Annotated in this window: 2 protein-coding genes; one reads left to right on the top strand and one right to left on the bottom strand. The window is 67.1% G+C overall.

Translation table 11 applies throughout. From position 1 onward, the window contains the following. The coding region (locus ACIRS4_RS38170) for an acetyl-CoA C-acyltransferase (RefSeq protein WP_404204864.1) at positions 1 to 908 on the top strand (908 nt) is incomplete at its 5' end. On the opposite strand, the gene ACIRS4_RS38165 is transcribed toward ACIRS4_RS38170, so the two are convergent. Beyond that, on the bottom strand, positions 889 to 1,147 hold a 259-nt coding region (locus tag ACIRS4_RS38165), incomplete at its 5' end, for a hypothetical protein (RefSeq protein WP_404204862.1). The two genes, ACIRS4_RS38170 and ACIRS4_RS38165, sit on opposite strands and share 20 nt — an antisense overlap.

The raw sequence follows: 1,147 nt of genomic DNA, 5'->3' as shown, positions 1-1,147 counted from the left end.
TCATGGCGGGCGAGGGCGACGTGTTCATCTCGGCCGGTGTCGAGACCGTCTCCAACTTCCCGAAGGGCACCGCGGACGGCTGGCCGGACAGCCACAACCCGCGCTTCGCCGACGCCGAGGCCCGCACCCAGGCGACCAAGGCCTCCAACGCCACCTGGACCGACCCGCGCGCCGAGGGCCTGCTCCCGGACGTCTACATCGCCATGGGTGAGACCGCCGAGAACGTCGCCACCTTCACCGGCATCTCCCGCGAGGACCAGGACCACTGGGGCGTGCGTTCGCAGAACCGCGCCGAGGAGGCCATCAAGGCCGGCTTCTTCGAGCGTGAGATCACCCCGGTGACCCTGCCCGACGGCACCGTCGTCACCACCGACGACGGCCCGCGCGCCGGCACCTCCTACGAGAAGATCTCGCAGCTGAAGCCGGTCTTCCGCGAGAACGGCACCATCACCGCCGGTAACGCCTGCCCGCTGAACGACGGTGCGGCGGCGCTGGTCGTCATGTCCGACACCAAGGCCAAGGCCCTGGGCCTGACCCCGCTGGCCCGCGTCGTGGCCACCGGCGTCTCCGGCCTGTCGCCCGAGGTCATGGGCCTGGGCCCGATCGAGGCCGTGCGCAACACCCTGAAGAACGCGAACATGACCATCAACGACCTCGACCTGTACGAGATCAACGAGGCCTTCGCCGTTCAGGTCCTGGGTTCGGCTCGCGAGCTGAACATGGACGAGGACAAGCTGAACGTGTCCGGTGGCGCCATCGCCCTGGGCCACCCGTTCGGTATGACAGGCGCCCGCATCACCGCGACCCTCATCAACAACCTGCAGACCCACGACAAGCAGTTCGGTCTGGAGACCATGTGTGTCGGTGGCGGCCAGGGCATGGCGATGATCATCGAGCGCCTGAGCTGATCACTCGGCACTGACGCGGGCCGCTCGACCTCACGGTCGGGCGGCCCGTTTCGTTTTCCCGGGCTGGACCGGCGGCATTACCCGGCAGGTAATCGACTTCGTTCCGCGTAGGCGGAAACATCAAGGGCAGCACAGCAATCCGATCGAGGAGCTCGAAATGCCCGGTTACGCCATCGCCAATCTGTGGGACGTGGACCTCAACGCCGACATCGTGGAATACCTGGAGCGCATCGACTCCA

Source organism: Streptomyces sp. NPDC101166 (genome assembly GCF_044768125.1).
Classification (GTDB): domain Bacteria; phylum Actinomycetota; class Actinomycetes; order Streptomycetales; family Streptomycetaceae; genus Streptomyces.
This window is presented reverse-complemented; position numbering and strand designations above follow the sequence as displayed.